16 protein-coding genes are annotated in these 23,339 nt (G+C 47.4%); 2 read left to right on the top strand and 14 right to left on the bottom strand.

Going from position 1 to position 23,339, the window contains the following annotated elements:
* Positions 1 to 27: 27 nt before the first annotated feature.
* Positions 28 to 390 (top strand): septal ring lytic transglycosylase RlpA family protein, encoded by a 363-nt coding sequence (locus ACU37H_RS13080; RefSeq protein WP_472703723.1) that lies wholly within the window; start codon positions 28 to 30, stop codon positions 388 to 390.
* A 3-nt stretch (positions 391 to 393) separates the two neighbouring features.
* Complete coding sequence (locus tag ACU37H_RS13075; RefSeq protein WP_472703725.1) at positions 394 to 861, top strand: YqgE/AlgH family protein; 468 nt, start codon at positions 394 to 396, stop codon at positions 859 to 861.
* A 31-nt stretch (positions 862 to 892) separates the two neighbouring features.
* On the opposite strand, the gene metH is transcribed toward ACU37H_RS13075, so the two are convergent.
* The 14 genes from metH to ACU37H_RS13005 form a co-directional block, all read right to left on the bottom strand.
* On the bottom strand, positions 893 to 3,619 hold the full coding sequence (gene metH, locus ACU37H_RS13070) for a methionine synthase (RefSeq protein ID WP_472703727.1): 2,727 nt from the start codon (positions 3,617 to 3,619) through the stop codon (positions 893 to 895).
* Positions 3,620 to 3,715: 96 nt separating this feature from the next.
* Entirely contained in the window at positions 3,716 to 4,756 is a 1,041-nt protein-coding gene (locus ACU37H_RS13065; RefSeq protein WP_472703729.1) for a homocysteine S-methyltransferase family protein, read from the bottom strand.
* A 298-nt stretch (positions 4,757 to 5,054) separates the two neighbouring features.
* The gene (locus ACU37H_RS13060; RefSeq protein ID WP_472703731.1) at positions 5,055 to 8,012 is read right to left on the bottom strand and encodes an outer membrane beta-barrel protein; all 2,958 of its coding nucleotides are present in this window, start codon (positions 8,010 to 8,012) and stop codon (positions 5,055 to 5,057) included.
* Complete coding sequence (locus tag ACU37H_RS13055; RefSeq protein WP_472703732.1) at positions 8,012 to 9,262, bottom strand: 6-bladed beta-propeller; 1,251 nt, start codon at positions 9,260 to 9,262, stop codon at positions 8,012 to 8,014. Before ACU37H_RS13055 ends, ACU37H_RS13060 begins: the two co-directional genes overlap by 1 nt.
* 214 nt (positions 9,263 to 9,476) lie before the next feature.
* Complete coding sequence (locus ACU37H_RS13050) at positions 9,477 to 12,083, bottom strand: TonB-dependent receptor (RefSeq protein ID WP_472703734.1); 2,607 nt, start codon at positions 12,081 to 12,083, stop codon at positions 9,477 to 9,479.
* Between the two features lie 249 nt (positions 12,084 to 12,332).
* Positions 12,333 to 13,904 (bottom strand): TSUP family transporter, encoded by a 1,572-nt coding sequence (locus ACU37H_RS13045; RefSeq protein WP_472703736.1) that lies wholly within the window; start codon positions 13,902 to 13,904, stop codon positions 12,333 to 12,335.
* Between the two features lie 114 nt (positions 13,905 to 14,018).
* Entirely contained in the window at positions 14,019 to 14,879 is an 861-nt protein-coding gene (gene epsC / locus ACU37H_RS13040) for a serine O-acetyltransferase EpsC (RefSeq protein ID WP_472703738.1), read from the bottom strand.
* A 57-nt stretch (positions 14,880 to 14,936) separates the two neighbouring features.
* Entirely contained in the window at positions 14,937 to 16,595 is a 1,659-nt protein-coding gene (locus ACU37H_RS13035) for an NADPH-dependent assimilatory sulfite reductase hemoprotein subunit (RefSeq protein ID WP_472703740.1), read from the bottom strand.
* A gap of 91 nt (positions 16,596 to 16,686) precedes the next feature.
* Positions 16,687 to 18,396, bottom strand: a complete 1,710-nt coding sequence (locus ACU37H_RS13030) for a diflavin oxidoreductase (protein ID WP_472703742.1) — start codon at positions 18,394 to 18,396, stop codon at positions 16,687 to 16,689.
* Positions 18,386 to 19,258: a uroporphyrinogen-III C-methyltransferase gene (gene cobA / locus ACU37H_RS13025; RefSeq protein ID WP_472703744.1), complete on the bottom strand. Its 873-nt coding sequence runs from the start codon at positions 19,256 to 19,258 to the stop codon at positions 18,386 to 18,388. The genes ACU37H_RS13030 and cobA overlap by 11 nt, the downstream gene beginning before the upstream one ends.
* Positions 19,259 to 19,429: 171 nt before the next feature.
* Positions 19,430 to 20,671, bottom strand: a complete 1,242-nt coding sequence (locus ACU37H_RS13020; protein ID WP_472703746.1) for a sulfate adenylyltransferase subunit 1 — start codon at positions 20,669 to 20,671, stop codon at positions 19,430 to 19,432.
* A gap of 108 nt (positions 20,672 to 20,779) precedes the next feature.
* Complete coding sequence (cysD, locus tag ACU37H_RS13015; protein WP_472703748.1) at positions 20,780 to 21,688, bottom strand: sulfate adenylyltransferase subunit CysD; 909 nt, start codon at positions 21,686 to 21,688, stop codon at positions 20,780 to 20,782.
* Positions 21,689 to 21,830: 142 nt separating this feature from the next.
* Complete coding sequence (locus tag ACU37H_RS13010) at positions 21,831 to 22,526, bottom strand: phosphoadenylyl-sulfate reductase (protein WP_472703750.1); 696 nt, start codon at positions 22,524 to 22,526, stop codon at positions 21,831 to 21,833.
* 76 nt (positions 22,527 to 22,602) lie between these two features.
* Complete coding sequence (locus ACU37H_RS13005) at positions 22,603 to 23,238, bottom strand: peroxiredoxin (RefSeq protein ID WP_472703752.1); 636 nt, start codon at positions 23,236 to 23,238, stop codon at positions 22,603 to 22,605.
* Positions 23,239 to 23,339 lie beyond the last annotated feature (101 nt).

Here is a 23,339-nt window from a genome sequence, read left to right as displayed (position 1 = left end):
ATTTTTGATCCATAACATAATTAAACTATGTCCGGAAAATATTGGGTAATCATTCTTGTGTGCGCTCTCGGCTTTGTAAGCTGCAGCAGAAAAATAACGGAGACGGGGAAAGCCTCGTACTATGCTGACAAGTTTGTCGGCCGGAAAACCGCCAGTGGTGCGGTTTTTAAGCAAACGAAGATGACGGCTGCTCATAAAACGCTGCCTTTCGGCACTAAAGTAAAGGTGACAAATCTGAATAATGGCAAAAGAATAAAAGTAGTCATTAACGATCGCGGCCCCTTTGTGGAAGGCCGGATCATTGATCTGACTAAAAAGGCGGCCAAGCGCTTAGATATGATCAACGCGGGTGTAGCCAACGTGAAGATCAAGTACAAGAAAAAGAAATAGCAGATGCATATTCGTCCCGGTATTTTGTTGCAGAGCTCGGCATCCATGGATGACCCGAATTTTGATGACTCCTTGATCCTTATCACGGAGTACAACGATAAAGGCGCGCTGGGGTTCGTGATCAATAAAGTCTTTGAACGGCCCTTAAACGAGCTCGTTGAATTCAGCAGCAGTCCTGCTTTTCCATTATACGAAGGCGGCCCGGTCGATAAAGAACATCTTTATTTCATCCACCGCCGCAATGAGCTGATACCTGGCGGTAGCCATGTGATTGACGACCTTTATTTTGGAGGCGATTTTAAAGAAGTGATCAGGCTTATCAACGACAAGAAGCTTACCTCCAACGATCTCAAAATATGTATCGGCTACTGTGGATGGGATTCCGGCGAATTGGAAGCTGAGATAGCCGAAGGCAGCTGGCTTATACAAGACATTGATTCAGCCGATATATTTTCTGCTGAAACGATCTGATGCAGCACAAATACTTTCTAAAGCGGATATGCTATTCCAGCACCGGGCTTAACCATTTTTCCGCTTCTTCCAGGCTCATTCCTTTACGCTTTGCATAATCTTCCAACTGATCACGCCCTATTTTTCCGAGACCGAAATAATGGCTTTTAGGATGCGCAAAATACCAACCACAAACTGAAGCAGGAGGATCCATTGCGAGGCTCTCGGTAAGCGTGATACCGATATTATCCGTCACACTGAGCAGATCAAAGAGCTTTATTTTTTCTGTATGATCCGGGCAGGCAGGATAACCCGGTGCCGGACGAATCCCCTGATATTCTTCCCAGATCAGGTCTTTATTGGAGAGATTTTCATCTTTTGCATAGCCCCAATATTCCTTTCTCGACTTTTCATGCAGGCACTCTGCAAAAGCTTCGACAAACCGGTCCGCCAGCACCTGCACCATGATCTTATTGTAGTCGTCGAAAGCCGCTGCAAACTGATCAATATGTTTTCTTGCCCCGTGAATGGTCACGGCAAAAGCGCCCATGTAGTCCGTCAATGGGACTTTAGCTGCTTCTTCGGATAACGGGCTCTCCCGTAGGGTTGGGCTTGGCATCACGAAGTCAGCCAGAGAAAAGCTGGCATGACCGGCGGCCTTTTTAGACTGCTGCCGCAACGATTCCAACTTCACATCGCCGTTTGGAGTGGTCACAGTAATGGTATCTGCATTATTGCTTACGGCCGGCCAGAAGCCGATCACGCCATCTGCCGTAAACCATTTTTCATTGACAATACGCTCGACCATTTTTTCAGCTTCGGCCAGTAATTTCCTGGCTTCGGCCCCAAACTTTTCATCTTCCAACACCTGGGGATATCGTCCCGGCATTTCCCAGGCGATAAAGAACGGGCTCCAGTCGATATACTGCGCAATCTCCTTCAGGCTATAATCCTTAAACACCTTCACACCATCCAGGGCCGGTTTAACGGGTGCGTAGTTGTCCCAGTCCATCTGTTCCTTCGCAGCAACAGCGTCCTGGTAAGAGATCAGTTCTTTTTTGTTCTTGTTGGCAAATTGCTTGCGCAGGCCCTCATATTCTTCATTTGTTTTCTGAAGCAGCGCCTGCTTTTCTTTACCGAGCAAGGTGCTCACTGCGGTCACGCTCCTGGAAGCATCCAAAATGTGCATCACGCCGTTGTCATATTGGGGAGCGATTTTTACCGCCGTGTGCATGCGCGAAGTCGTGGCACCGCCGATCAACAAAGGTTGCGTCATATTGCGGCGCTTCATCTCATGGGCCACGTGCACCATCTCATCCAACGAAGGCGTGATCAGGCCGCTGAGACCAATGATGTCCACGTTTTCCCTTTCTGCGGTATCCAATATTTTATCGGCAGGCACCATAACGCCCAGATCAATCACGTCATAGCCATTACATCCCAATACCACGCCTACAATGTTCTTACCAATATCATGCACATCCCCTTTCACCGTAGCCATCAACACTTTTCCCGCACCGCCTTTGTTGGCAACCGGGTTATTGAGCTTTTCCTGCTCAATGAACGGCGTCAGCCAGGCTACTGATTTTTTCATCACCCGGGCGCTTTTTACCACTTGCGGAAGAAACATTTTACCGGCGCCAAACAAATCACCCACTACGTCCATTCCCGCCATCAGTGGCCCCTCTATCACTTCGAGGGGTCTTGGATATTTTACTCTTGCTTCTTCGGTATCTTCATCAATATAATCGGTGATCCCATTGACTAAAGCATGCTTGAGGCGCTCTTCCACCGGCGCCTGGCGCCAGGCGTCATTTTTCTTTTCTACTTTACCTTCTGATTTTACCGTTTCAGCAAACGCGATCAATTTTTCTGTTGCCTCATTGTCCTCGTTGTTCCGGTTCAGGATCACATCCTCACATAAATCTCTCAGCTGCGGTTCAATCTCATCATACACCACAAGCTGACCGGCATTCACGATGCCCATATTCATGCCCGCTTTGATGGCATAGTATAAGAAAACGGAGTGCATGGCTTCGCGGACCGGTTCATTACCCCTGAACGAGAAGGAGAGATTACTCACACCCCCACTGACACCCGCGAGCGGCATCAATTGCTTGATGCGACGCGTCGCCTCGATAAAATCAACGCCATAATTGTTGTGCTCCTCTAACCCCGTAGCAACCGCAAAAATGTTGGGATCGAATATGATATCCTCGCCCTTGAATCCTACCTGTTCCGTAAGTATCTTGTAGGCGCGGTGACAAATTTCCACTTTCCTGTCTTCGGTATCCGCCTGCCCCTGCTCATCAAATGCCATGACAATCACCGCGGCTCCGTAATTCTGGCAGGTAATGGCTTGTTCAATAAACTTCGCTTCCCCCTCTTTCAAAGAGATAGAATTCACGATGCACTTGCCCTGCACGCATTTCAGGCCCGCCTCGATGATCTCAAACTTAGATGAATCGATCATCAACGGCACTTTACAGATATCCGGCTCACTCTGCAACAGGTTGATAAAAGTAGTCATCGCCTGAACGCCGTCCAGCAAGGCATCATCCATATTGATGTCGATCACCTGTGCGCCGTTTTCCACCTGCTGGCGGGCCACACTCAACGCCTCTTCGTATTTGTTTTCGCGGATAAGCCGGGCAAATTTTTTTGAGCCTGTCACATTGGTGCGTTCGCCAATATTGATGAAGTTCGTTTCGGGGCGAACGATCAATGGCTCTAAACCGGAAAGACGGAGATAGGGTTTTATGGTAACTTGTTCTGACATTTTTGTTTCAAACTATTTTTGGGGATACTCTTTCGTGTCTCGGATTCTGGCTGTATAGATAACCGCGTTAAGCTGGCCTTACTGCGAAGATGTTCTTTACAACGCTGCTTCTGCAACTGGCAACACACGCGGCGTCATATCTTTTACTGCTTTCGCTATCTCGCGTATATGATCGGGCGTGGTACCGCAACAGCCACCAACGATATTCACAAATCCCTGTTTGGCCCAATCATCCAGGAAAGCCGCGGTCTCTGTAGGCAATTCGTCGTATTCTCCCATGGCATTGGGTAAACCGGCATTGGGATAAGCGGATACATAACAGGATGCTATCTGAGACAGTTCCTCTACGTGCGCCCGCATTTCTTTAGCACCTAAAGCACAGTTCAGACCAACGCTTAACGGGTTGGCATGCGCTACGGAGATATAGAAGGCTTCTAAGGTTTGTCCGCTGAGCGTACGCCCGGAAGCATCGGTAATAGTACCGCTGATCATGATCTCTTTTTCTGTTCCGGGATGTTCTCTGAAATATTTTTTCGCAGCAAATATGGCGGCTTTGGCATTTAACGTGTCGAAAATGGTTTCAATCAGGAGAATATCCGTGCCTGCTTCGATCAGGGCATGTATTTGTTCGGTATAAGCAGCAACCACCTCATCAAAGGTCACGGCACGGTAGCCGGGGTTGTTGACATCAGGAGAAAGGCTTAATGTTTTATTGAGCGGACCAATAGCTCCCGCCACAAATTTCTGATTTCTGATGACTGATTTCTGATCATCCGGAACAGACAGCTCATTGACAAATTCATCTATTGCCTCACGCGCACATTGTACTGATGCCACATTCAGATCATGCGCAAGGGATTGCATATCATAATCTGCCTGGGCAATAGATGTACTGCTGAAGGTATTGGTTTCGAGGATATCGGAACCCGCCAGTAAATATTCTTTGTGAATGGCTTTGATAACGTCGGGCCGGGTAATGCTTAAAAGGTCATTGTTGCCTTTTACATCGGTATGCCAGTCTTTGAAGCGATCACCCCTGTAGTCTTCTTCTGTAAGCCGGTAGCGCTGTATCATGGTGCCCATAGCCCCATCCAGTACCAATATGCGCTTGTTCAATAAGTCTCTTATTGCGCTCATCGTGACGATTTTAAGTTTACAATATTGCTATTGGAACTTTATATAACGTGGGAACCGGGGGACGTTCGTAACGTTTTATTAGTTCAATTTTATTACGCAGGATGAACAATAAACAAATCCGCCTGCGGAGCGCAAATGTACGAAATTTGCATCGTTAACGATACACTGGTTACAACAGGTGGCGGACGCAGGATTTTTTACACTTCAGAGCCAGGATAAAAGCGCATCCTGCAGGTAAGCTGATGGAGCGCTTCCCGTTAATTTATCCGGTTTTTTGCGCGGGTTCTTCGAAGCGGGACTACCTTCTTCTCATGCCACCGGACCGGCCCCGGTCGGTGCCGCTATCGCCGGATGAACGGCGTTCGGTCCGCCTCTCCGTTTCGACGCGACGCTCCCGGCGGACTTCACCGGCTTCGCTGCGGCGGCTTGAGCGGGACTGCCTGCCGCCAAACATCCTGGGATAATAAGAAAGCGTCGCCATAAAGAATTGTTGCAAGCCATTGTTTACGGTCGTTGTCAGGTTGCCCACAACCGCGGTGGTCGTGATATTTTTGTTTTGCTTCAGGATGTCCATCGCAGAGAGCTTCAACTCTGCCTGTTTATTGCTTAGGAAGCGGTACGTGGCAAAAGCGTTCCATAGCGTGGAGCTTTGTCCCGTTGTGTTGTTAGTGACATAATTGACGGTATTGCTGATCGTCAGGTTCTTCACCGGATTGATGTTGAGGTTGCCCTGGGTTACATAGTTCACGGCCCGGATCGCATCGAAATTATTGCGGCTTTGCGTACTGTTGCTCGATTGAATACTCTGGGAAACCTGCACTGTTCCTATATCTCCGAGTGTGTAAAACACATTCAGCCGGTTATTGATATTATCCGCACGGGCAATCGTATAGAAGCCGTCTATATAGTTGGGAGACGTGGTATTGGAATATCCTATGGAATAGTTGAACTGTAACACTTTATTATTCTTCATCTTTAAAGAAGTACCTGCCCTGAAGTTGGCCGTGTATACCCGCCGGCCATCCATGTTGATCAGGTAGGTCGTTCTCCTGCCGCTCTCTTTGTCGAAAAAGCTGCTGTCTACAACGGCATCATTGATATCGTTCACACTAGCTGCCACGTTGAAATTATAATCCGCTTTTTTGGAAGGCTCTTCGCGCCGGTAATTGAAATTAAAGCTCAGCGCATTGGTAACAGAAGGCTGCAGATTGGGATTACCAAAATTGATGTTGTACACGTTGACACTGGTATCAACGATGGGCCTCAACTGATCAATGGTCGGTATCGACGGAGAAGAGTTACCGGACAGGTTCATTTCCACAGTATACTTGTTATAGCGCTGGTAATTGTAACTGATCGAAGCAGAAGGCGTGAAAAAGTTGAAGGACCGGTCGATATTTCTAAAAGAAAAATTGGATTCATTTTTTTCGCTGAGCAGCTGCCCCTGCAGGTTGGCATTGATGTTAATGTATCGGCTGAAGCGGTCTGACAGGCGCCGGGAAAAGTTTTTGGACAGGCGCAGCGCCGGGCGGTCGATGATCCTGGTCACCCGGTTAGTATTCGTCAGTGAGTCGTTAGCAATATAGGTTCCGGACAGAGAATCGTAATCACTTACGCGGATATCAGCATCTGACCGGGAAAGACTCACGTGATTGGTTACTACCATATTGATATCCCAAACATTGAAGTTGCCGAACAGCAAACGCTTGAGCGCGTTGTAGTTCATGCCGAGGGCGCTGTTGAAATTGTTGGAGGTATTGTCATTCCTGCGATTGTAATACCGGTTGGCATTGGCATTTTCATAGGAAATAAAATCTGTGATGCTCGTGCTTTCATTTTCATTCTGATCGTAAGTAAGGTTATAATTGATGCCAAAGCTTTTGAGGTTGCGGTCGTCATCGTCCTTGTTTCTAAAAGAAGTAGAAAAGTCAACGCCACTGCTGTTTCCACGGGAGAAGGAGGATTTGGAACTTTCGCTCAAAGCGGCACCCCCTTCATTGGCCCGCGTCGAAAAACTGTTGGAGCTCCTGTTATTATCGGAGCTTCGCAGGTTGGCATTAACGGAAAAATCTTTATCCTGGTCCCGTTTGTTATAGTTCACAGCGCCATTATGCGCGTTAGTAGTCGTGTTGCTTTCCTGCCTGGAATTTTGCAGGATGATCTCATCGGAGGCCGTGTTCCTGGAATCCGTCAGTGAACTGAGCACGGTGTTCGTATTCCTGAAATCATAATTCGCCCGTATCTGGTTATTTAAACGGCTGTTGTTCACCTCAGAAAAATCGTATTGCATAAAGCCTCCCGCAAACAGCACCCGGTTGATGCCATCCGCATTCAGGTTGGCTACATACTGGTTGTTGGGGTTATAATTGCGGTAAGAGCTTTGCCGGAGCATCTCCTGCAAGCCCGCGGATTTATTGATATTGTTGGTACTAAAAGCCGCGCCGCCTCTCAGTTTTTTATTGTAAGCCAGTCCTGCGCCATCGACCTCGTACCGGTCGTCTGTACCTAATCCACCGCCCACCTTACCGAAGTAGCCGAACCGCTTATCTTCCCGGAGCTTGATGTTCATCGTCAGCAAAGAGTCCGTTGGATTTTCATCAAAGTTGTCTTTGGAATAATCTTCTTCCCGGTACACCTGGATCTTTTCGATCGCGTTCTTCGGCAGGTTTTGAGTAGCCAATGTTGGATCACTTCCAAAAAATGGCTTGCCGTCCACATACAGGTTATTGACCGTTTTGCCATTGACCGTAATGGTTCCATCGCCCCACATCGTTACACCTGGTACACGACGCAGCATGTCTTCGACAACTGCATTCGAGTCCAGCTTGAAGGCGCCGGGATTGATCTCTAATGTATCACCATTCATGGTAATGGGCACTACGGCTTTTACAATCACTTCATCCAAAAGGCCCTGGCTTTTGGGCAGCATCACATTGCGGAAATTAAAGGCCCGGTTATTCGTATCAAGGGTGACTGTTCTCGAATAGGGGCTGTATCCCGTGAAAGAAAAGTTGACATTTACGGGCGTAAAAAAAGGAATATCGCTGAGTGTGAATGCACCATCTTCACCAGTGATCTGGTAGGTAAGCAGGGAAGAGTCGGCATTTTTATATACCGTTATGGTTACCGATTGCAAGGCATAATCATCCGCAGAGTCTTTCACAATGCCCGTTATCGAACCGATGCGGGCTGTGTCTTTTTGAGCAAATAACACGGAAGGCAACAAAACGATTAAAACGATCAATAAACTCCGCATTATCCTATTTTATTTTTTAGTTTTAATTGAATGATCACGGGGTTGTCCATCCGGTTCCCTTTTTCAAAATATTCCTTCACAGCGGCCGGATATTGAGGCGCTCTCTTCTCATTATAATCCCGGCTTTGGAACATAGTGTTGGACGACACGCTGGTGTATATATACTCATCATCCCTGTATTGTATATAGCCCGGCAATACAGGCAAAAAGCCATTCGTGCTGTCGGCGCTGATCTTGGTGGTGTTATAAAAGCGGCCGGAGGTTTCATCATACATGAAATATTTTTCCCGCCAGCTTTTGTGGTAATCGAGTGTAAAGAACAGGTATTGCTGTGCCTTACAAACATTATCCAGCTCCCACACCAGGCTGCCATTTTGGGAGCGGTACTGATCAATGTCATTCTGGGAGCGGAACGGAAAAGAGAAGAAAGACTTCGGCAATGAGACCTCCATAGGCATGATGAGTTTGTAGAGCGCCCTGACGCTGTCTGTTGTCAGTTCATAAAAAGTGTAATCGAAAGGCCGCGTAAACAACATCCTGTCTTTGTCTTCAGTGGGCACAAAGACGATCTGATCAGGTTTGTAATGAAAAGAGTCTGTTCTTTTATTGTAAGGAAAGTATCCTTTTATATTTTCTTTGCCATCATATATTTTCAGTTGATAATCTAGCCTGTCGGCAAATTTTCTATTGGAATATATATAGCTGTAAGCCCACCAATTATCGTTGTAAGTGGCAGGCGAAACCAGGGAAAGACTAAAACCTTTGACGCGCTCTATTTTTTCCTTTTGAATATCTGTCAAGTCATAATAAGCCGACCAGGTGAACCGCGCGAAAGACGCGTTGGTAGGGTCTTCCATCATTTTTTCAACTTCTGCTGCTGAAAAGCTGAAATTTTTATTGCTGCCTGAAATGAAGATCGCATTCCGTGCTTTGTCTAACTGGATCGTCTTGATCGTGCAGTTGGGCGGGCGATACTTCTTGATAAATTTTCCCTTTTTATCAAAAAAGTAGATGAAGTTGGTATCCGAATCCCAGATGATAAAGTATTGATCGGAAACGATCAGTTCCCGGATCCGCCCAAAAAGGCTTTTTTTGGTCGTTTGCAGGGGAATATAATTCACCTCTTCGAAGACCTTGGAAACGCCCGCGCCGGAGGCAAATCCGGGCTGGAAGTACAATTCTTTAGGCACTCCCTGCGAGGACACCGTTTGGTACAGTATAAAGCAAAAAACCGTCAGCCATTTTCTCATACACCCTTTGACGTTTTAAATGTTAATTTCCTGCAACTTCTGTTTGGAAAGATGTAAAATACAGGCACTTGGACTCCGGGAATCGGGCAAGGTTTAAAGGAAAAAGCCCCCTGTAAAAACAGCGGGCTATCGATTGCCAAAATAAAAAATCCTTTGTTATGCTTGATGAAGCGCCAGTGTTAAGACCTGTGCAGTTTCAAAAACCTTCCGGGTCTTAATTGCGGCCGTTGAACGTATAATTTAAGGTGATGCCGTAGGTTCTCGGATCGCCCAGCACCGCTGCATAATGGCCCGCATTTCCACCGGCCGGCAGCAGTTGCTCATAATAATCTTTGTTGAACAGGTTTCTCGACCAGATAAAGGCAGAAAAGCCTTTCGCCGCGCGGAATCCCAATCTCGCATTAACCAGGCTGTAGCCGGGGATATTCAGGTAAGCTGAAGGCGAAGGACTGGAGGAAAAGGAAGATCTGCCGAATGCGTCGAGCCCGATAAAGAAGCGGTTGGCACGACCAAACAAGGATGATGGTGTGGAATATTCCCCGCCCGCAGAGCCGCTCCATTTGGAAATACCCGGCAGATCCCCGCCGGAGATATCTTTGAACGCTACCTGAACGCCATCAGCATTCGTGGCACCGGTCTCTTCCAACGGCAGCGGCGCGTTGGTAAACTTTACATATTTCCCTTCGGTATAGCTCAAAGCTCCGTAAAAATGGAAATGATGGTTGAGCCGGTATGTCGCGTCCAACTCGGCACCTCGCACACGAACCTTGTCGGCATTGGCGATGTAGCCCCTATTCACGCCCAGCTCAGGCGATTGCACATTGGTTTGATAATCCCTGATATCCGAATGATGCACGGTAACGTTGAACGTGATATCGTTGGTCGGCGTCGTTTTAACACCCACCTCATAATGCCTGGTATATTCCGGGCGGATCACAGCGAGATCGGTTGCCGGCTGATTGTTGACCGTGGGCAAGCCCGCTACGTTAACTCCCACAGGTTTATAGCTGGTGGCATAGGTAGCAAAAGTGTTGATCCTCCCGGAAGGCCGGTAAGCCAGTGTTGCCTGGTAAGTAGCATTGCGCTCATAGGCATCGGCGTCGTATGACTGATCGCTGTAAACACCCCTTTTTAATGCCAACAGCGCCGGATCGGTGGTTTGTAAGCCGCCATAAGTTGCCCGGTTGTAGGTAACCGTTTTCTCGTCATAGTTCAGCCTGATGCCGGGCAGCAGGTGCAGGTGCTTCACGATTTCCCAATCAATGTTGGCGAATACGGCTGCACTTAAGGACTTAATAGAAGAATTGGTTTTGATGCCATATCCTTCAAACAGGCCGGGCGTTTTCCACAGGTCGCTGGTAGAGCTTTGTGAGAAGCGCCATTGATCGCGGCCAGATTCTTCGGTACCCGTGGTCTTTACTTCCTGGCCGATGTAATAGACACCTACCACACCACTGAGCCGGTTGTTGATCTCTCCCGCATACCTGATCTCCTGCGAAAAGCTCTTATGCTTCGATGGATTTTGTGATTTGGCCAATGCCTGCAAACCCGTGAAGTCCCGGTCATTGGAGGGTTCCCAGATCCAGTAGCGGTAAGCTGTTGTGGCGGTCAGGGTACCGGGGCCGATCTTTGAATCAATGTTGAAAGATCCCCCTCCTATTTCATTGCCCGAATTCCAGGGAGTATCATGATCGATCACCCGGTCGAACGCATTCGTACTCGGCAAGGTATAATTCAGATCGGCAATAATGGCGTTGAATTGCCGGTATGCCGGTCTTTTCGTAGGAACTACGCCTGCTACTACCTGCGCATAACCGTCGGGCCTTTGCTTATTGTAGTCGCCCGCGAGCGTCACCTGGGTATTGTCTGAAACATTGTACAGGAACTGCGCGCGCAGGCCCAGGTTGTTGATATCATTGGTATACTTATCGGTGCGGACATTCTTGACTACGCCGTCCCTTTGTGTTCCCGAGAAGGATACTCTTGCGGCCAAACGCCTCGTGAGCGGACCTGTCACAGAAGCTTTGGCTTGTATATAGCCGTAATTTCCATAACTCACTTCAAGGTTGCCACCGGGCACGAAACTTGGCTTTTTGGTGGTGATATTGATGGCACCGGAAGTCGTATTCTTACCAAACAAAGTTCCCTGCGGCCCTCTCAGCACCTCGAACCGCTCTATGTCAATAAAGTCCAATGTTGCAGCAGCCGGACGTGCATAATAAACCCCATCCACGTAATAGCCCACACCGGGATCGAGCCCGTCGTTGGTCAATCCAAACGGAGAGCCCAGCCCGCGGATATTGATCCCCGTGTTGCGGGGATTGGAGGTGTAAAGCTGCAAGGAAGGCACCAGTTCCTTGACCCGGTTTACGTTGAAAGCGCCGGTTTCTGCAATCTGGCTACCTCCGATCACAGATACGGAGATCGGCACATCCTGCGACAGCTCCCGTCTTCTCCTGGAAGTGATCACTACGGTGTCGGTCTGGTAAACCACTTCGAGCCGGATCAGCACCGTGTCCTGAACAGACCGGATCACCACATTTCGTGGCGCATAGTTGACGGATGAAACGGAGATCGTGAAGGGCGTAGCCGGTACCGGTGTCAGCGTGAAAACGCCGGATGTATCGGTTGTAATACCTTGGGATGTTCCCCTGATCACAACGCTTGCTCCAGGTAGGCCTGTGTTATTTTCATTCACCACCCGACCGGTCAATTGTGCTTTTGTGAAAAAAGGAATAGCCACGAAAAGCAGGGTCGCGATGAGCCGGAACCTGACAGATGATGAACCGATGCGCGTAAACTTTCTTGGTTGCGATTTCATTGTTCTTATTGGATTTTTATTTTGGAATGGTTTAGAGTAGCGTCGATTATAGTCTATAGATTAAGTAGACTAATTGTATAAAAAAAAGGAATGAGCTCTTACTTAACAGCAAGTGCGCATCCAGTATTGACGGGGCTTACAACAACATGAAAATTGTATTTCCTGATACATAAAACGTAAATAGAAGTGCAAATATAGATGAAATTATTAGTCTACCAAACAAGTAGGGTAATTTCTCAAAAAATTTTTCTAAGTAAACAGGGCCTTACAAATAGTGATAAGGCTCATTACGATTACCAGCACCCCCACCACTAAAAACATTTTCTTTACCGGAAGTTTAGCGGTGAGCATAGCTGAGAATGGCGCCGTGATAATGCCGCCTATTAAGAGCCCTGCAACAATGTTCCAGTGGGATATACCAATAGTGAACACAAATGTAACGGCACTGGTGACCGTCAGTATGAATTTTGCGACGGTAGAGCTTCCTACAACATAGCGGGGGGTGCGACCATTTTTGATAAAGGTGCCGGTAACCAAAGGGCCCCAACCACCACCGCCAAAGGAATCGATGAAGCCCCCTACCAAACCCAACAGCGGAATGTTGGTCTTTTTCTTTTTGATGACAGCTTTGTCCCTGCTCTTGAAGACGTTCATTAATATGCGCGCACCGAGATACAAGGTGTACGCAGCAATAAAAGGCTTTGTGATGGCAGCATATTTTTCACCGACATAGGTCAGTAATAATGCACCGATCACCGCACCAATGATCGCGGGCAAAGCCAACGCTTTCATCAGCTTTTTATTGACATTGCCCAGCTTGAAATGGCTGATGCTGCCGGCAGCGGTGGTAAAAGACTCTGCCGAATGAATGCTGGCACTCACAACAGGCGGAGGCACGTTCATCATTAACAGAATAGTAGTACAGATAACGCCATAACCCATGCCCATAGAACCGGCAACGATCTCGGCGAGAAAGCCTGTAAGCAACATCCAGTAGAAGAGGTGATGGTCTTTGTTCAATACCTGCAACACATCGTCGACGAGGCCGAAAGAATACAACGCATACACACTCAATCCGACCAGCAAAACAATTCCCAACACGATCAGATACCAGTTCGTACTTTTCTGGGCGGTGGCTACGACGTCCGTGGATTCGACGATTTCCGCCGCTGCTTCGTCGTTGGTTTCGTATTCCTGTAAAGCTTCGTCCGGGCTGTCTACAAGCGACCTGGTAACATTGTTGAGCACTTTGACCTTGTGATCAAAATCACCGGAGAGTTTATTTCTTAAAGCCTGCATGTTATCCAGCACCTGGTCGATCTCATCAGGAATCGCTTCGTTGAGCGTTTCTTTTAGCCGTTTAGCGATAGTGGGAGATTTTCCGTTGGTGGAAATAGCAATTTTCAGGTTGCCCTTTTTTACTACGGAACCAAGATAAAAATCGCAGAGGTCGGGTTCATCGGCCACGTTCACCAGCTTCTCGCAGGCATCTGCATCGGCTTTGATCTGCGTAGCTACCGTGATGTCATTAACAGCTGCGATGACGAGATCTGCTTCCTGTATGTCTGATATCAGGTAAGCTCTTTGCTCCAGGCTGATATTGGGTAACGGTGCCGCAAATGATCTGACTGCTTCACTGATCTCGACAGCTACGAGCTTTACTGAAGTGGCCGGCGCATTTTTGATCACTGCCTGCAGCTTTTCTAACCCGATGGGACCTCCGCCAATGACCAGTAGTTTCAACCCTTCCAGCTTGATAAAGACAGGAAACAGGTTGTTACCGGAACCAGATGGATTACTGTTATGGGAGGTTTCGCTCAAATTCGTTTCGAAGGGATACAGTGATTAAAATGTTGATCTTATATCAGAGATCAAATACGGAATATCGGATTGCCAACAGGACGAAATGTACAGACTTCGTCCTGCCGCGTCTTATTATTTTTTGGAAGCCTGTAAGATCTTGCTTACGGAATCTTTGTGAGAGAAGCTATCCTTATCGGCGACCTCGCTCTGGTTATAAACAAGAGAGTTGGCAGGGACGCTAAAGGTGATCCATGCGTTACCGCCAATCACACTATCCCGGCCAATAACGGTTTCGCCGCCTAAGATGGTCGCACCGGAATAGATGATGACATTATCTTCAATAGTCGGATGACGTTTTGTTTTCTTCTTGCCTTTGGCAGAATTTAAAGCCCCAATGGTCACGCCCTGGTAGACTTTCACATCGTTCCCGATCACCGTGGTCTCGCCTACTACTACGCCGGTGCCATGATCAATAAAAAAGTTGTCGCCAATGGTAGCGCCCGGATGTATATCTACTCCGGTTTTGCTATGCGCGTATTCGGTAAAGATCCTTGGCAGGTTTTTAATGCCTTGCTTCCACAACTGATTCGAGATCCTGTAGACCGCAATGGCATAAAATCCGGGGTACGCCTGCAGCACTTCGCTGATGTTCAACGCGGCGGGATCATTGGCGATAAAGGCCGCTGCATCTTTTTGCAAGTCTGCATATACCCGGGGCAATGCCTCAAAGAACGACTCCGCCTGGGTTTGCGACTTGGCACCGTCATTTACCACATCATAGATCAATGTTGCCAAATGACTTTTCAAGGCATACAAACCTTTTTCAAGATCGGTCTCTTTTTGATTCACACCGGTTTTCGGTATAAATAAAAACTGAAAAATATCATCTATAAACTGATGCGCGAGATCCTTGTCAGGAAGATTCCCTAACCGGGCATTGTTTTGCAACAACAGTTTGATAAAGCTTTTATTGTTCATGTTTGTTGGGTTCATGGTTTATGAATTATGGCTCATGGTATCCATCGCAATGAACCATTAACTATTTGCTAATCACAAAATCCATTTGCGGTATGAGAAATCCCCGAAGGTCTCATCCCCTTTCTTCTCTTTCTGATACACACCAAATAAGCCGTCCAGGGTATCCAAGATCTGTGCTTCGTCGAGGCTGTCTTTATATTTAGTGTTTAAGCGCTGCCCCAGCCGGTCACCACCGATGTGCAGGTTATACTTTCCATAGGCGGTGCCCACAAATCCAATTTCAGCATTTGGAGAACGGCCACAGCCATTAGGACAGCCGGTCATCCGCATTACCAGGTTATCATGGTGCATGCTGTGCTTTTCCAGTATCGGTTCAAGCTTTGAAATCAAAGTAGGCAGGTACCTTTGTCCTTCGGCCAGCGCGAGCGGACAGGTATTGAAAGCCACACAGGCGATGGCATTTTTACGCAATGCGCCGGCATTGTTCGTATGTTCGATCGCGCCATACCTGTTCAATATCACTTCAATAGCAGCCTTATCTTTTTCATTGATATCCGTGAGGATCACATTCTGATTGGCCGTGAACCGGAAGTTGCACTTACCCAATTCCGCAATCTCTAACAGGCAGCTTTTGAGGTCGATACCTTCCCCGTCGAGCACGCGCCCGTTTTCAATAAACACGGTGTAGTTCCAGTTCTTGCGGTGATCCTGCACCCAGCCGTAGCGGTCGATGCGCTCGGTAAACTCGAAAGGTTTTGCAGGCTCCAGCTTGAAGCCGCAACGCTTTTCGACCTCTTCGCGATATTTGTCTACGCCCAGCTTATCGATCGTGTATTTTAAGCGGGAGAGTTTGCGATCGCTGCGGTTACCGTAATCCCGCTGAACGGTGATTGTTTCGTACACCGCTTTCAATATTTTTTCTTCATTATTCTCTACAAATCCCAGCACGGTAGCCAGCCTGGCGTAGGTATTCGGATTGCCATGGGTAGTACCTAAACCACCGCCGGCAGCAAGGTTGAAACCTATCAACTTGTCGTTTTCGATGATCGCGATCAACGCTATATCATTGATAAATATATCGACATCATTATTAGGCGGAACAGCGATCCCTATCTTTAATTTACGCGGCAAGTACCGGTCTTTATACAAAGGATCTTCTTCTACCTTCTCACCAATTTTTTCCTCACCAATCCAGATCTCGTACCAGGCGCGGGTTTTGGGTTTCGCCATCTCGCTGATCTTGGACGCATACTGAAACACTTCCTCATGCACCGGCGATTCTCCGGGATTGGAGGTGCAGCATACGTTTCGATTCACATCACCGCAGGTGGCAATAGAATCCAGCCCGGCCAGGTTGAAAGATTGCATGGTGGGTTTGATATGCGATTTCAAAATGCCGTGCAACTGTACCGTTTGCCTGGTGGTGATCTTTATCGTTCCGGTGGAATGCTCGCCCGCTACATGGTGCATCGCTACCCATTGCTCCGGCGTTAAAAACCCGCCGGGAAGGCGCAACCTGAGCATGAAGGAGTACAGCCATTCCAGCTTCTTCGCGCTCCTCTCTTCGCGCCTGTCACGATCATCCTGCTGGTACATGCCGTGAAACTTCATTAACTGCGTATCGTCTTCGCGCACTGCGCCCGTATAATTATCCTGCAGGCTTTCTTTCAACGTGCCGCGCAACCCTTTACTGGCTATTTTTATTTTCTCTACTGGTGATTGTTCGCTCATCTTATAGTTGATATGTTTACCTGTTGATAAGTTGGCAAGGAACCCTTTATCCCTTTCAACTTATTAACCTTTTAACTTGTTAACTTCTCTATCAATATACATCCTTCTCCCAACGTCCTTCTTCTACTAACTGATGCAGGTACTGTTCTGCCTCTTCCTCCGTTTTGTTGCCGTGTTCTTTGAAAATATCTACCAGCATTTTTTCAACGTCTTTGCTGGTTGGTTCGCGTTTTCCGCTGATATACATATAAGCGCCGTTTTGCAACCACTCATATAATTCTGCTCCTTTCTCTTTCATACGATGCTGCACATAGATCTTTTCCTTCTGATCGCGGGAGAAAGCTACATCAAGATTGGCTAACGCACCTGTTTGTAAATAATCCTGCAATTCAGTCTGGTATAAAAAGTCCGTTACAAAATGCTGCTCGCCAAAGAACAGCCAGTTGCGGCCACTTGCTGCCTGCGCATCGCGCTCAGCGATGAAAGAACGGAACGGAGCAATGCCGGTTCCGGGGCCGATCATGATCACATCTTTATCTTCTGCCGGCAAACGGAAATGCTTCTGTTTTTGGATGAAGAACTCAAACTCAGTGCCGACGGGCTTTGTGGAGAAATATTCACTGCTTACGCCCGTGCGCTTCTCATCTTCTACATAATACTCGTCTTTGCTTACCGTAATGTGAATTTCATTCAACCCATGACTTCCCGGTGCAGAAGAAATCGAATACAAGCGCGGCGCCTGTGCCGTCAGGATCTTTACTATTTCTTCAAACATCTTAGCGTCCTTAACCGGAAATTGCTTCAGCAGATCGGGAAGACTCAACCGGGTTTCTTCCGGTATGTCATGACCTGTTATCGCCGCATACTGCTTGATGGTAGATTTTAAAGGATATAAAATATTCAGGTGTTTCTGAAGCAACTCCTCTACCGGAGCGGTAACTTTTGCGGTTTGTATTTCCAGTTTGGGGTCAATGCCTGTTAATTCGATCACTTGCTGAACAGCCGCATCGCAGTTGGGTGGAATGATACCCAGCGCATCACCCGGTAAATAATCCAGGTCCTCATCCGTGCTGATCTCTACGTGATAAGTCTCTTTATTGCTACCGCGATCATTCAGGTTGATACTGGTCACAATCGTGCCTTTATAGTGCTTTTTTCCCGCAGGTTTTTTCTCTTCGGCGGGGGCCGCGGCCGCGGTAGCAGGCACGCTTCCTACGCTGGTTTGCAAAGCGGTTACCACGTTGTCGATCCAGTGCAGCGAATCTTCCTCATAATCTACATCGCATTTCTTCAGGGGTAACATGCGATGGGCGCCTAATGCTTCCAGTCGTGCATCTACATCTTCCCCGGTTTTGCAGAACTGCGCATAGGAGGTATCTCCCAATCCGAGCACGCCAAAATTCATCTTTTTTAATTCCACCTGCGTTTCGTGCAGCTGGTCATAAAACTTTTTGGCCAGCAAGGGCGGTTCGCCTTCGCCTTGTGTGCTGATCACGACAAAGAAATATTCTTCTTTGGCCAGGTCATTAAAACGATACTGATCGAGGCCAGCTAGCTTAACGCCAATGCCTTTCTTCTTCGCTATGCCCGCCAGCTGAGTGGCCAGTTTTTTAGCATTTCCGGTTTCGGTTCCGTAAGCAAGCGTTATCTTTTTTGCAATGCCGGCAGGCGCTGCGCTGCCTGAAGCAGCCTGCAATCCACCCGCTTTCCCGGCGATATAGCCATTCAACCAAATCAGTTCCTCACGCGACAGCGTGGACGTAAAATCTTTAATCTTCTGCAGTTTATCTTCAGATAACATGCTTTACAGGTTTATTAAGTTCGTTTATGTTTTGTATTCCTTCTCCTACTGATACAAAATATTGTTGATCGTGCTCGCTGTTTTTTAACCATTTAAATTGCTGGTGCAGCGCCACCACTTTACCAATAATGACCAACGAAGGAGAAGCAAATTTTTTATGTTTCAGTTTGGCAGCATATTCATAGATATTGCACTCGTGAATCCGCTGATAACAGGTAGTAGCCTGCTCGGCTACGGCCACATGTACGTCTTTGGCAACACCAAACTCCATCAGCTTTGCTACTACATTTTGCAAGGTCCCGGACGACATATAAAAAACCAACGTGTCGTGGGTCTTGGCCAGGTCTTTCCAATGCTCGTCTGTTACAATATCAGATTTGTAATAAGTAAGAAACCTTACGGAAGTGGCATAGCCACGGGCTGTAAGCGGGATACCGGCATAAGCCGCCGCCCCTAAAGACGCAGTCACGCCCGGAATAATTTCATACGGGATCTGATGCGCTACCAGTACCTGCAGTTCATCCAGCACGTTTGAAAAGATCGATACGTCTCCGCCTTTTAACCGGACGACTCTTTTTCCTTCCAGCGCATATTTGACCAAAAGCTGGTTGATGACTTCCTGCGGTGTGGATACGTTATTACGACATTCTTTTCCCACCCGGATGACTTCTGCATGGGCAGAAACATACCGATGCAGGATTACCTCGCTTACCAATCGATCAATCAATACGACCTCCGCCTCTTTCAATGCGTTGGCAGCCTTTACCGTAATCAGATCATGATCGCCAGGCCCGGCAGCCGCAAGAACGACGGACCCAATGCCGGTTTGCGGAGTTACTGCTTTATGGTGAGGAATGATCATTACTTATTTATAAATGGTATTTGTTCTATACTAAATCTATACGGCAAATTTTTGCGTCCCGTCATTTCGAACGTAGCAACAGCGGAGTGAGAAATCTTTTATGTAATAGTAGCTTACTTCTTTTTATAAGGAGATCCCTCGGCTACGTTTCACTTCGCTCGGGATGACGAACTACGACAACAATACAGCCGCCACCGTACTGTTGCTGGTTTCGTCTACTAAGATCGCATTGCCATAGTCGCTGATCTTGTCGAACGGATCGTAAACCAGCGGTTGAGCCGTTTTAATCCTGGCTTTTACCACTTCGTTTAGTTTAACATTATCGGTAACCTGCGTGTGTTCCAACGTGTTTACATCCAGCTTATATTCGATCTCTTTAACGATGGTGCGCAGCAACCTGCCTTTATGCTGGAGAAAATATTTGTTGCCCTGTATCAATGGCTTGTTGTCGAGCCAGCACAGAATCACTTCGATCTCACTTTCCACCTTTGGTTGGTTGCCGGTGTGAACGAAAGTATCGCCACGGCTTACGTCAATATCATCGGCCAGATGCAATACAACGGCCTGTGGCGCAAAAGCTTCTTCTACTTCTTGGCCGGCAATTTCGATTTTGGATAACGTGGTTTCAATGCCTGCAGGTAATACGGTGATCTTATCCCCTTTTTTATACACGCCGCTTACGATTTCGCCGGCATAGCCGCGGTAGTCGTGCAACTCTTTTGTTTGGGGGCGGATAACATACTGCACCTGGAAACGCGGATCTGTATGATTAATATCTTCGGAAACCTCGACCTCTTCTAAAAACTGCAACAGCGGCTGTCCTTTGTACCAGGACATCTTCTCTGAAGGTGCTACAATATTATCACCATTCAAAGCGGAAATGGGAACGTAAGTAATGTTGGTTAGTTTCAACTGACTGGCTACTTTCTCATAATCCGATTTGATCTCGTTGTATCTTTCTTCTGAGAAATCTACCAGATCCATCTTATTGATGGCTACCACTACGTGGGGCATTTTCAACAAAGAGGCGATGATCGAATGGCGGCGTGTTTGCTCGATCACACCGGCACGCGCATCGATGAGGATCACGATCAGGCTTGAATTGGAAGCGCCGGTGATCATGTTGCGGGTATACTGCACATGGCCGGGCGCATCGGCTATAATAAATTTCCTTCTCGGTGTATTGAAATAACGATAAGCGACATCGATCGTGATGCCTTGTTCGCGCTCGGCACGCAAACCATCTGTGAGCAACGCGAGATCAATACCGTCAGCGTTTTTGTTTTTGGACTGCTTTTCCAAAGCCTCCAGCTGATCTACCAAGATGCTTTTGCTGTCGTACAACAAACGGCCGATCAACGTGCTTTTGCCATCATCAACACTTCCTGCTGTTATAAATCGTAGAATGTCCATAGAACCCCTAACCCCTAAAGGGGAATATATTTTTGTATCAGTGAATCACACCGAGAAATGAAAAGTATTATTGAAAAGAACATAAACACCCCTTTAGGGGCTGGGGGACTAAAAGTAGCCCCCCTTCTTCCTGTCTTCCATAGCGGCTTCGGTCACACGGTCGTCGATGCGGGTTTCGCCGCGCTCAGAAATGCGCGTAGCCATGATTTCATTTACCACTTCGTCCAAAGTTTCAGCATTGGACTCGACAGCAGCGGTACAGGTCATATCGCCCACTGTGCGGTAACGCACGCGTTTGTTGACGATCGTATCTGTCTCCTCTATTGTTATGAAATCAGACACAGCGATCAATTGGCCTTCGTGTACGAGCACATCCCTGTCATGAGCAAAATAGATAGAAGGTAATTCTACTTTTTCTTTTTTGATATAGCTCCACACATCGAGCTCGGTCCAGTTACTGATGGGGAATATCCGTACGTTCTCGCCTTTGTGAATGCGGCCGTTATAGATGTTCCATAATTCCGGGCGTTGCAGCTTCGGATCCCACTGGCCAAACTCATCACGCACGGAGAATATCCGCTCTTTGGCGCGGGCTTTCTCTTCATCGCGACGGGCGCCGCCAATGCAGGCATCAAATTTAAACTCTTCAATCGTGTCTAATAAAGTGTGTGTCTGCAACCAGTTGCGGCTGGCAAATTTACCTTTGGGCTCGGTGAGATTTTTAGCCTTGATCGTATCTTCTACCTTACGTACGATCAGCTCTGCGCCTAATTCCTTCGCTAATGCATCGCGATAGGCCAGCGCTTCGGGGAAGTTATGTCCCGTGTCGATATGTACCAAAGGGAAAGGGATCTTGCCGGGCGCAAAAGCTTTTTTTGCTAACTGCACGAGCGTGATGGAATCTTTACCGCCACTGAAAAGCAATGCCGGCTTCTCGAACTGGGCAGCTACCTCGCGCATGATGAAAATACTTTCAGCTTCGAGTTGCTCCAAATAGTCTAATTCGTACTTGTTCATTTTTTATTTTGTTAACCTCTTTCTCCCTGAAGGAGCGGAGGACAATCGATATATGGTTGCCGGGCTTTTCCGGAGGGTGCAGTGCCCGCCAGCTGGCGGAATTTATGCAGATAGCAGCACCACAGCCGGGCCCAAAATTATTTTAGCTGTTTACATGAAGTCCGCATTCCTTGTGCGACACTTCCCACCACCAACGACCGGCGCGCGCGTCTTCGCCCGGCTCGATCGCACGGGTACAAGGCGCACAGCCAATGCTTACAAAGCCTTTGTCGTGCAGCGGATTGTATGGAACATTATTTTCCTTAATGAAATCAATCATCTGATCGTAGGACCAATGGATCAACGGGTTAAATTTATATAACTGGCGGGTTTCGTCCCATTCCAGCATCTTCATTTCTTTCCGGTTGTCTGATTGTTCGGCGCGAAGGCCGGTGATCCAAACTTTCGCTCCCTGCAGCGCCCTGTTGAGGGGCTTCACTTTCCGGATAAAGCAACACTCTTTACGGTTTTCTACAGACTCATAAAAAGCATTGACTCCCTTTTCCGCTACAAACTTTTCTACATCCGGACCTTCAGGAAAGTAGACCTGTATGTTGGTTTTGTAACGGGCATTCGTTTTTTCGAGCAATTCGTAATGCTCATAGAACAGACGGCCTGTATCGAGGGTAAAAATGCGAACGGGCAGGTTGTTGCGCGCGATGACGTGCGTCAATACCTGGTCTTCCTGTCCTAAAGAAGTTGAAAAAACGGTCTCCGCAGGGAACTGCTTCGATACGATTTCGATGGCTTCTGCCAGAGAAGCGTTTTCTATTTCCTGTATTTGATTTTCCGAGAACATTGTTTGAAAGATGATAGTTGACAGGTGACAGATGACAGATGCGATACACCGTCAACTGTCATCTGCCAACAGTCAGCTAAATATTAGGTTGTGGCGTGTAGCGAAGGTAGGGCTTTACCTCTTTCACACCCTTAGGGAATTTTTTGATAGCGTCTTCAGTGCTGATAGCAGGCACGACGATCACATCTTCACCGTGTTTCCAGTCTGCAGGAGTGGCCACGCTGTGATTGGCAGTTAACTGCAATGAATCTAATACGCGAAGCACCTCTGTGAAGTTTCTACCTGTGGAAGCAGGGTAAGTGATGATCAGTTTGATCTTTTTGTCCGGACCGATGATGAACAAAGAACGCACCGTTGCTTTTTCGGAAGCGTTGGGGTGGATCATATCATACAAGGTCGCGATATTTCTGTCAGGGTCAGCGAGAATAGGAAATTCAACGGAGCAGTTCTGCGTCTCGTTAATATCACCTTTCCACCCGATATGGCTATCCAGCGGATCCACACTTACTGCTAAAACTTTAGTATTTCTTTTAGCAAATTCCTCTTTTAATAACGCTGTTTTACCTAATTCGGTGGTACATACGGGCGTATAATCTGCTGGGTGAGAAAATAATATTCCCCATCCGTCACCTAAAAATTCGTGAAATTTCACTTCACCTTCGGTGGATTGTGCCGTAAAGTCTGGTGCGATATCGCCTAATCTTAATGACATAATAGTATAATTTTAAAAGTGGACTGCAAATATAGGCCATTTCTCAAAACCTACCAACTTGGTAGGGTAATAACTTGAAAAGGGCATTTTGGACCGGGTTT

It is taken from the genome of Niabella sp. ZPM-14, from assembly GCF_055693045.2.
Note: the sequence above shows the minus strand (reverse complement) of the source record. Positions and strands in the feature narration are given on the sequence as shown.

Excerpts from the sequence above, each read along its gene's own strand:
- ACU37H_RS13080 (WP_472703723.1), top strand. The coding sequence starts at position 28 with ATGTCCGGAAAATATTGGGTAATCATTCTTGTGTGCGCTCTCGGCTTT.
- ACU37H_RS13075 (WP_472703725.1), top strand. The coding sequence starts at position 394 with ATGCATATTCGTCCCGGTATTTTGTTGCAGAGCTCGGCATCCATGGAT.
- metH (WP_472703727.1), bottom strand. The coding sequence starts at position 3,619 with ATGTCAGAACAAGTTACCATAAAACCCTATCTCCGTCTTTCCGGTTTA.
- ACU37H_RS13065 (WP_472703729.1), bottom strand. The coding sequence starts at position 4,756 with ATGAGCGCAATAAGAGACTTATTGAACAAGCGCATATTGGTACTGGAT.
- ACU37H_RS13060 (WP_472703731.1), bottom strand. The coding sequence starts at position 8,012 with ATGCGGAGTTTATTGATCGTTTTAATCGTTTTGTTGCCTTCCGTGTTA.
- ACU37H_RS13055 (WP_472703732.1), bottom strand. The coding sequence starts at position 9,262 with ATGAGAAAATGGCTGACGGTTTTTTGCTTTATACTGTACCAAACGGTG.
- ACU37H_RS13050 (WP_472703734.1), bottom strand. The coding sequence starts at position 12,083 with ATGAAATCGCAACCAAGAAAGTTTACGCGCATCGGTTCATCATCTGTC.
- epsC (WP_472703738.1), bottom strand. The coding sequence starts at position 14,879 with ATGAACCCAACAAACATGAACAATAAAAGCTTTATCAAACTGTTGTTG.
- ACU37H_RS13035 (WP_472703740.1), bottom strand. The coding sequence starts at position 16,595 with ATGAGCGAACAATCACCAGTAGAGAAAATAAAAATAGCCAGTAAAGGG.
- ACU37H_RS13030 (WP_472703742.1), bottom strand. The coding sequence starts at position 18,396 with ATGTTATCTGAAGATAAACTGCAGAAGATTAAAGATTTTACGTCCACG.
- cobA (WP_472703744.1), bottom strand. The coding sequence starts at position 19,258 with ATGATCATTCCTCACCATAAAGCAGTAACTCCGCAAACCGGCATTGGG.
- ACU37H_RS13020 (WP_472703746.1), bottom strand. The coding sequence starts at position 20,671 with ATGGACATTCTACGATTTATAACAGCAGGAAGTGTTGATGATGGCAAA.
- cysD (WP_472703748.1), bottom strand. The coding sequence starts at position 21,688 with ATGAACAAGTACGAATTAGACTATTTGGAGCAACTCGAAGCTGAAAGT.
- ACU37H_RS13010 (WP_472703750.1), bottom strand. The coding sequence starts at position 22,526 with ATGTTCTCGGAAAATCAAATACAGGAAATAGAAAACGCTTCTCTGGCA.
- ACU37H_RS13005 (WP_472703752.1), bottom strand. The coding sequence starts at position 23,238 with ATGTCATTAAGATTAGGCGATATCGCACCAGACTTTACGGCACAATCC.